The 5,981-nt window shown below is 54.3% G+C and carries 6 protein-coding genes and 1 pseudogene; 2 read left to right on the top strand and 5 right to left on the bottom strand.

Annotated elements, in window-relative coordinates; all coding sequences use genetic code 11:
• Positions 1 to 146 precede the first annotated feature (146 nt).
• The 4 genes from HMPREF0372_RS19765 to HMPREF0372_RS11125 all read right to left on the bottom strand — a co-directional run bounded on the left by HMPREF0372_RS19765 (position 147) and on the right by HMPREF0372_RS11125 (position 2,366).
• On the bottom strand, positions 147 to 575 hold the full coding sequence (locus HMPREF0372_RS19765; protein ID WP_140402453.1) for a hypothetical protein: 429 nt from the start codon (positions 573 to 575) through the stop codon (positions 147 to 149).
• Position 576: 1 nt separating this feature from the next.
• A complete protein-coding gene (locus HMPREF0372_RS11135) occupies positions 577 to 1,476 on the bottom strand; it encodes a DUF4367 domain-containing protein (protein WP_007492339.1) in 900 nt (299 codons plus the stop codon).
• Positions 1,477 to 1,534: 58 nt separating this feature from the next.
• The gene (locus HMPREF0372_RS11130; protein ID WP_007492337.1) at positions 1,535 to 2,044 is read right to left on the bottom strand and encodes an RNA polymerase sigma factor; all 510 of its coding nucleotides are present in this window, start codon (positions 2,042 to 2,044) and stop codon (positions 1,535 to 1,537) included.
• A gap of 73 nt (positions 2,045 to 2,117) precedes the next feature.
• The gene (locus HMPREF0372_RS11125) at positions 2,118 to 2,366 is read right to left on the bottom strand and encodes a helix-turn-helix domain-containing protein (RefSeq protein ID WP_007492336.1); all 249 of its coding nucleotides are present in this window, start codon (positions 2,364 to 2,366) and stop codon (positions 2,118 to 2,120) included.
• 353 nt (positions 2,367 to 2,719) lie between these two features.
• Here HMPREF0372_RS11125 and HMPREF0372_RS19235 point away from each other — a divergent pair, with 353 nt between their 5' ends.
• A complete protein-coding gene (locus HMPREF0372_RS19235) occupies positions 2,720 to 3,094 on the top strand; it encodes a sporulation initiation factor Spo0A C-terminal domain-containing protein (RefSeq protein WP_024724469.1) in 375 nt (124 codons plus the stop codon).
• A 158-nt stretch (positions 3,095 to 3,252) separates the two neighbouring features.
• Here HMPREF0372_RS19235 and sigK read toward each other — a convergent pair.
• A pseudogene (sigK, locus tag HMPREF0372_RS11120) lies at positions 3,253 to 3,894 on the bottom strand (RNA polymerase sporulation sigma factor SigK); the annotation flags it as partial.
• Between the two features lie 260 nt (positions 3,895 to 4,154).
• On the opposite strand from sigK, the gene HMPREF0372_RS11115 reads away from it, so the two are divergent.
• Complete coding sequence (locus tag HMPREF0372_RS11115; protein ID WP_039997283.1) at positions 4,155 to 5,945, top strand: Na/Pi cotransporter family protein; 1,791 nt, start codon at positions 4,155 to 4,157, stop codon at positions 5,943 to 5,945.
• Positions 5,946 to 5,981: the final 36 nt, after the last annotated feature.

The following is a 5,981-nucleotide window of genomic DNA, read 5'->3' as shown; positions in this document are numbered from 1 at the left end:
AAACCATTTTGCGAAAATTCCTTGACACTACCCCCAAGCATATCCCTCCTTGCTACTGCTTGGTAAAGCTTATGCGGCAGGCGGCGTTCCTTGCCTGTCCAGTCAAGCTTAAAGAAAGGGGCGTCCCGATCGGGACGCCCCTTTCTTTAAGCTGTTACATAAAAAGTTTGCGTACGGGAATCAGATCCAGAAGCATCTTCTGCAAAGATAGTTACTTCTACACGGTATTCTTCCCCCGAAATTCCGTTATAATAAATGGTATTTCCATGATAATAAGAATTATTTGAAATCATTCCGGCATCATCTTGATCCAATGAATTAGCAAGCGCCCAAGTCCCCCCTACTTTCTGATGTACCACAATTCTTTTGGCTCCAATACGAGTCATTTTTCCGGTTCCGTCCACAGAAAACGATATAGCAAGTCTGCCACCGCCTATAGGCTTAACATTAATACTGTAACTTGTCAGTTGTTCACTAGCACGATACACTATATTACTGTATGCTGACACTGGCACCATCAGTAGAGTAGAAATTGCTATAATACAAGATAAAAACTTTATTTTAAAAAATCTCATTTTAACCGCCCTCATAAATAGATTCTATTATTTTCTTCATTTCTTTCTTTGATATGTCACCACTTATTGCACACTCTAAATCTGCAAGGCTCCATACAGCTACTTCACTTTCCATATTTTCAAATAAATAATGTTTGACGCCACCTACGGTATATATTTCTACTGAGCTATCATTTTTTTCATAGGATGTGAGTGATTCTCTATATTGATTGTAAAATAAAGAAATCATCCGCTCCCCATTTAAATAATATGCTCGAATTTCAATTCTTTCGGGCTCTTGAAGCACGTTTACAATAATATCATCTAGAATAAATCCCTCTGGCATCCAATTCGGCACTACATTAGCCGATATTTCATATTCATCTAATGCCTCTTGAAGTTTTCCATATCTATCATTTTCAGGAAGTGTATATTCATTTTTAAATGTATTAACATTATCCTCCATTAAAAATATATCATCCGACCAGGAACTAATCATCTGAAACACATTCTCGAAACCAAGCGCAGGGGGCAATGCGATACACACCACCACAGCCGCTACTATGACAACGCGTCGAAAAAAGTGGCGTTTTGGCCTTCTTTGGGGCCGGTACTCTGTCTGAGAGGGGGCTGGTTCTGATGGGGCTGTTCCGGGGTTCTCTGCCGGGTAGAGGGACAGGTCCTCCCCCTCCGGGGTATTATAGTACTGCTGAAACTCCTCCCATGCCTGCTCGGGGTCGGGTAGAAGCCCTGTCGGATGTCTCTCTTCTCTCTCTAAGACCACCTCCACAATTGCGTCTATATAAGCTTTGTCCTCGGGCGTTTCTGCGGGCGCCGGCGCAGCGGCCAGCAACTCCAGCAGCTTTTGGGTGCTCAGGCGGCTTAGATAGGCGTAGTTCTGATTTTTGCTTGGGCTTGCCATTCGATTGCGCCCCCTTCAATAATTTATATGTAGACAGCATCCTGTTTTTGGACAGGTCTCAAAAAAATCGCTCCGGGTGCTCCTCTATGGCGCGGCGGAGCTTTTTCTGCGTCCGCTCCACGCGCTTGTAACAGGCCCATAGGGAAATGCCAGCCGCCTTCGCCGCATCCACATAGGCCCAACCATCCAGGGTCACTCTTCGGAACAGGGTAAAATCCTCCTCGGAGACGACATCCAGACACAACTGCACCAATTCGCGGTCGCTGTCGTCCCATTCTGACGGTTCGCTCTCCGGCAGAAGCACTTCCAGCGGAAGAAAGGTCCGTTTCTGGCGGGCCTGCTCCCGCAGCATGTTCTTCGCCACCAGCCCCGCCGTTTTCCGCAGCCATCCGGCGGGATTTGGGCTGCTCATCATCTCCTCCGGCTTTTGGCACGCAATCCGCGCCGCTTCCTGAATGGCAACCTGTGCCGAGGGCATGTCCTTTAATATGGGGTAGAGCTCGAGGAGCATCCGCTTAAAATTCGCGTGGTAGATTTCCTCCAGGAATTTCCCCTGTTCCTCATTCATGTATCATTCCCCCCTCGCCTGTTCTCTCTCTCTTTATTTTATCACAGGTGCTCCGGCTTTTCTTCCCTGCATTTTACCGGCTGTCTGGCAGGCCCTGAAAAAACTCCTCATAAGAAACGCCGTAAATCTGCTTCAAAGCGATCAGGACGCTGACCCGGATACTGTAGCGGCCCAGTTCCATCTGGGAGATGATTTCCCGGCTGACAGGGAGGCCCATGACCTGGAGCTTTACCGCGACCTGCTCCTGGGACAGTCCGGCCTGCTTGCGCAGGCGATGCAGGTTTTTGCCAATTGAGATATCCTGCTTAATTTTCTCTGACATGAAGACCTCCTTAAAATCAAGCCTGGAACCTATGGATTCCGTTTGATTTTACCTTGGTATTTGCGCCAGATACGGAATGTATTCATTCCAAACGGCTGTCAAAGAAAAAAAGTATCCAATTCCGTGGATATTGTCGACTTCCTTGGAAATTAACCCCACAAAAAAGCGACTTCCCCTCCCATCTTTTAATTATTTGTCCAATTTTCCTCTTTTGCGTACATATAGTTTTTGGAAAGCCTATCGGAGGTCAAGCAGCGGATGCGCTCCATCCACCAGAGGGTCGCTTGCGGCTCGGTCCACACCAGTCATGGACGCTCCCTTACATCTACTTTTTGAAAAAAGGAGTCTGTCCTATGACAAATTTCACCCTGTCACCTACTTTTGACGCGGCAAATGCCTCTCAAAAGGCAGAGCTGCTCCTGCGCCGGCTGGGCGTGCGCAGAAACCTAGTCGGATTTGACTACACCGTATACATGTCTGTGCAGGTGGCGGCCAATCCCAGCTCCCTCCAGTTGATCACCAAGCGTCTCTACCGGGAAACCGCCAAGCAGTTCCATACCACCTCAATCGCGGTGGAGCGCGCTGTCCGCACCGTAATCGGGGACTGCTGGAAACTTGAGGACCACAGCCTTCTGGATACCCTGGCCGGACGGCACCTGACCCGCAGTCCCTCCAACAGCGTATTCATTGACCTGGTGGCCGGATACCTCCGGTATCCGCTGAGCTGACTGTACCACTGGTGTTGATGTCGGCCGCACGTCCGGCACTCCGGGCCTCCCTCCGAGAAGCTGGCTTTTCCCGCTCTGACACCGCAGTGAGGGTGGCGTCTCCGTCCGGGCCGTCCCGGCCCCCGGAGACATCCCCCTCCGCGCTTGCAATAGCCGCGGCGCGATACATAGGAGCGGGAGATGCCGCACTGGGCCGCGATCTCCCGCTGGGTCAGGGGCGGGCGGGCATTCAGGCCGTACCGGAGGGTGATGATCATGGCCTCCCGCTCGTCCAGGCATCGCTTGACGCACCGGCGCACCTTGGCGCAGGAGTCACGGGCATCCAGCTCCTCCAGCATATTGTCGTCCACGCTGATGGTGTCCATCAGCGACAGGGAGTTGCCGTCCCCATCCCCGTCAATGGAATCCGACAGGGAGACCTCCCCCTGCAGCTTCCGCTGGGCGCGGAAGTGCATCAGGATCTCGTTTTCGATACAGCGGGAGGCATAGGTGGCCAGGCGCACGTTCTTGTCCGGCTTGAAGGTACTGATCCCCTTGATCAGTCCGATGGTGCCGATGGAAATCAGATCGTCCTGATCCCCGTTGGGTGTATAGTACTTTTTCATGATGTGCGCCACCAGGCGCAGGTTGTGCTCGATGAGGATGTTCCGGGCCTCCAGATCACCCTGCGCCATCCGCTCCAGGTACATCCGCTCCTCCTCCGCTTTCAGCGGACGGGGGAAGGAGCCGCTTCCCCCGCCGGAGAGGCGCAGGGTGAAGAACAGGCTGTTGAGCATCAGCAAAATCCACGCAGTGAACATTTGTCACACCTCCATAGTTCCACTCTATTCCGCCCGCGTCTGTCCCTATGTCAACGATCCTGTTCCATGCGGGCTTCCCCTGCGGAACGTGAACGAAATTGACGGTTTTTCCCCCATTGCTTTTAGTGAAACTGCTAAATTTTTAAAAATCGCTCCCTCTATATTTACGAACCGCTGCCAGAAGGCTATAATTTATCGTGGTCGGAAATGAGCAAAATTTTTCGAAAATTTGACCGCGGAGTCAGATTTGGGGGAGCATTTTGGATATTGCGAATATAGTCGCCATGTTTGGCGCCATCGCCACGTTCCTGTTTGGTATGTCCACCATGACGGACGGCCTGGAGAAGCTCTCCAGCGGCCGGCTGGAGCATATCCTGGAGCGTCTTACCAGCAACGTATTCAAAGGGGTCCTTCTGGGGGCCGTCGTCACCGGGCTGATCCAGAGCTCCGCCGCCACCACCGTCATGTGCGTCGGTTTCGTCAACGCGGGCATCATGAAGCTGGAGCAGACGGTGGGCATCATCATGGGCGCCAATATCGGCACCACCGTCACCGCGCAGTTGCTGCGCCTGGGTGATATCGACGCGGACAACATCGTGATGATGTTCCTGCAGCCCTCCTTCCTGGGGCCCATTCTGGCGGTTGTGGGCATCATCTTCTACATGTTCATCAAGGGCGGGCACAAGCGCATTGTGGGCCAGATCGTGCTGGGCCTGGGCCTGCTGTTCATCGGCATGAACACCATGTCCTCCGCCGTGGAGCCGCTGAAGAATCTTCCGGAGTTCCAGTCGGTGTTTACCGCCTTCTCCAATCCCCTTCTGGGCGTAGCCGTGGGAGCGGCGGTCACCGCCCTGCTCCAGAGCTCCTCCGCCTCTATGGGCATACTCCAGGCCATCAGCACCACCGGCGTGGTTTCCTTCAACATCGCCATGCCGCTGATTATGGGCCAGAACATCGGCACCTGCATCACCGCGCTCATCTCGTCGGTGGGCGCTTCCAAAAATGCCAAGCGGACCGCCATGATTCACCTCTTTTTCAACATCATCGGCTCGGTCTTTTTTCTGGTGGTTCTGTACGCGGGCAACGCCCTGTTCCGCTTTCCGTTCTGGGAAAACACCATGGACATGGGCTCTATCGCCAACCTCCACCTGGCGTTCAACATCGCCTGTACTGCCCTGCTTCTTCCCTTCCACCGCCAGCTCGTCAAGCTGGTCAAGGCGGTGGTGCCCGGCGACGCGGAGGAGCGGGAGCTGTCCGTGCTGGACGACCGTTTCCTGTCCTCCCCCTCCCTGGCGCTGGAGCGGGCCCACGATGCGGTGGTGCAGATGAGCGAGTTCGCCCGGGACAACTACCGGCTGGCTGTGGAGCTCATCTGGAAATTTGACGCCAAGAAGCTGGAGCGGCTCAACGAAACCGAGGTGGCGCTGGACAAGCTGGAGGGTCTGCTGGACAACTATCTGGTCAAGCTCACCGACCGGGCGCTGACCGCCGAGGAGAGCACCCGGGTGTCCGAGCTGCTGCACACCCTGTCCGACTTTGAGCGCATCGGCGATTACGCTGTCAACGTCTCGGAGAGCGCGGTCGTCCTCCACGACCGGAACATTACCTTCTCCCCCCAGGCCCGGGCCGAGCTTGAGAGGCTCACCGCGGCGGTGGGAGAGACGCTGGACAAGACGGTAGCCTGCTACCAGAGCCGCCAGCGCACCCTGGCTGTCCAGGTGGAACCGCTGGAGGAGGTTGTGGATCTGATCGCCGCCACCCTGAAAAACCGCCATGTGGAACGTCTCAAGGCCGGTGAGTGCACCATCGAGCTGGGCACCCAGTTCCTGGAGCTGCTGATCAATCTGGAGCGCATGTCCGACCACTGTTCCAACGTGGCTCTGCACATCCTGCGCCAGACCTCCTCGCCCGACGACAAGGTGCGCATCGACTCCCACGCCTATATGCACGAGCTGCATCACGGCGGTTTCAACCAGGAGTTTGACGACCTCTTTCAGGAGTACCGGACAAAATACTTCCAGCCCATTGCCGGGGACCCGGAGCGCGTTTGATAAAAAAGTACCCCCTGCCGCATGCGGCAGGGGGTA

It is taken from the genome of Flavonifractor plautii ATCC 29863 (assembly GCF_000239295.1).
Lineage (GTDB): Bacteria > Bacillota > Clostridia > Oscillospirales > Oscillospiraceae > Flavonifractor > Flavonifractor plautii.
The sequence above is the reverse complement of the archived record's forward strand: the minus strand, read 5'-3'. Positions and strand labels throughout refer to the sequence as shown.

Bases quoted from the DNA above. Each gene is read 5' to 3' on its own strand.
- HMPREF0372_RS19765 (WP_140402453.1), bottom strand. From the start codon at position 575: ATGAGATTTTTTAAAATAAAGTTTTTATCTTGTATTATAGCAATTTCT.
- HMPREF0372_RS11135 (WP_007492339.1), bottom strand. From the start codon at position 1,476: ATGGCAAGCCCAAGCAAAAATCAGAACTACGCCTATCTAAGCCGCCTG.
- HMPREF0372_RS11130 (WP_007492337.1), bottom strand. From the start codon at position 2,044: ATGAATGAGGAACAGGGGAAATTCCTGGAGGAAATCTACCACGCGAAT.
- HMPREF0372_RS11125 (WP_007492336.1), bottom strand. From the start codon at position 2,366: ATGTCAGAGAAAATTAAGCAGGATATCTCAATTGGCAAAAACCTGCAT.
- HMPREF0372_RS19235 (WP_024724469.1), top strand. From the start codon at position 2,720: ATGACAAATTTCACCCTGTCACCTACTTTTGACGCGGCAAATGCCTCT.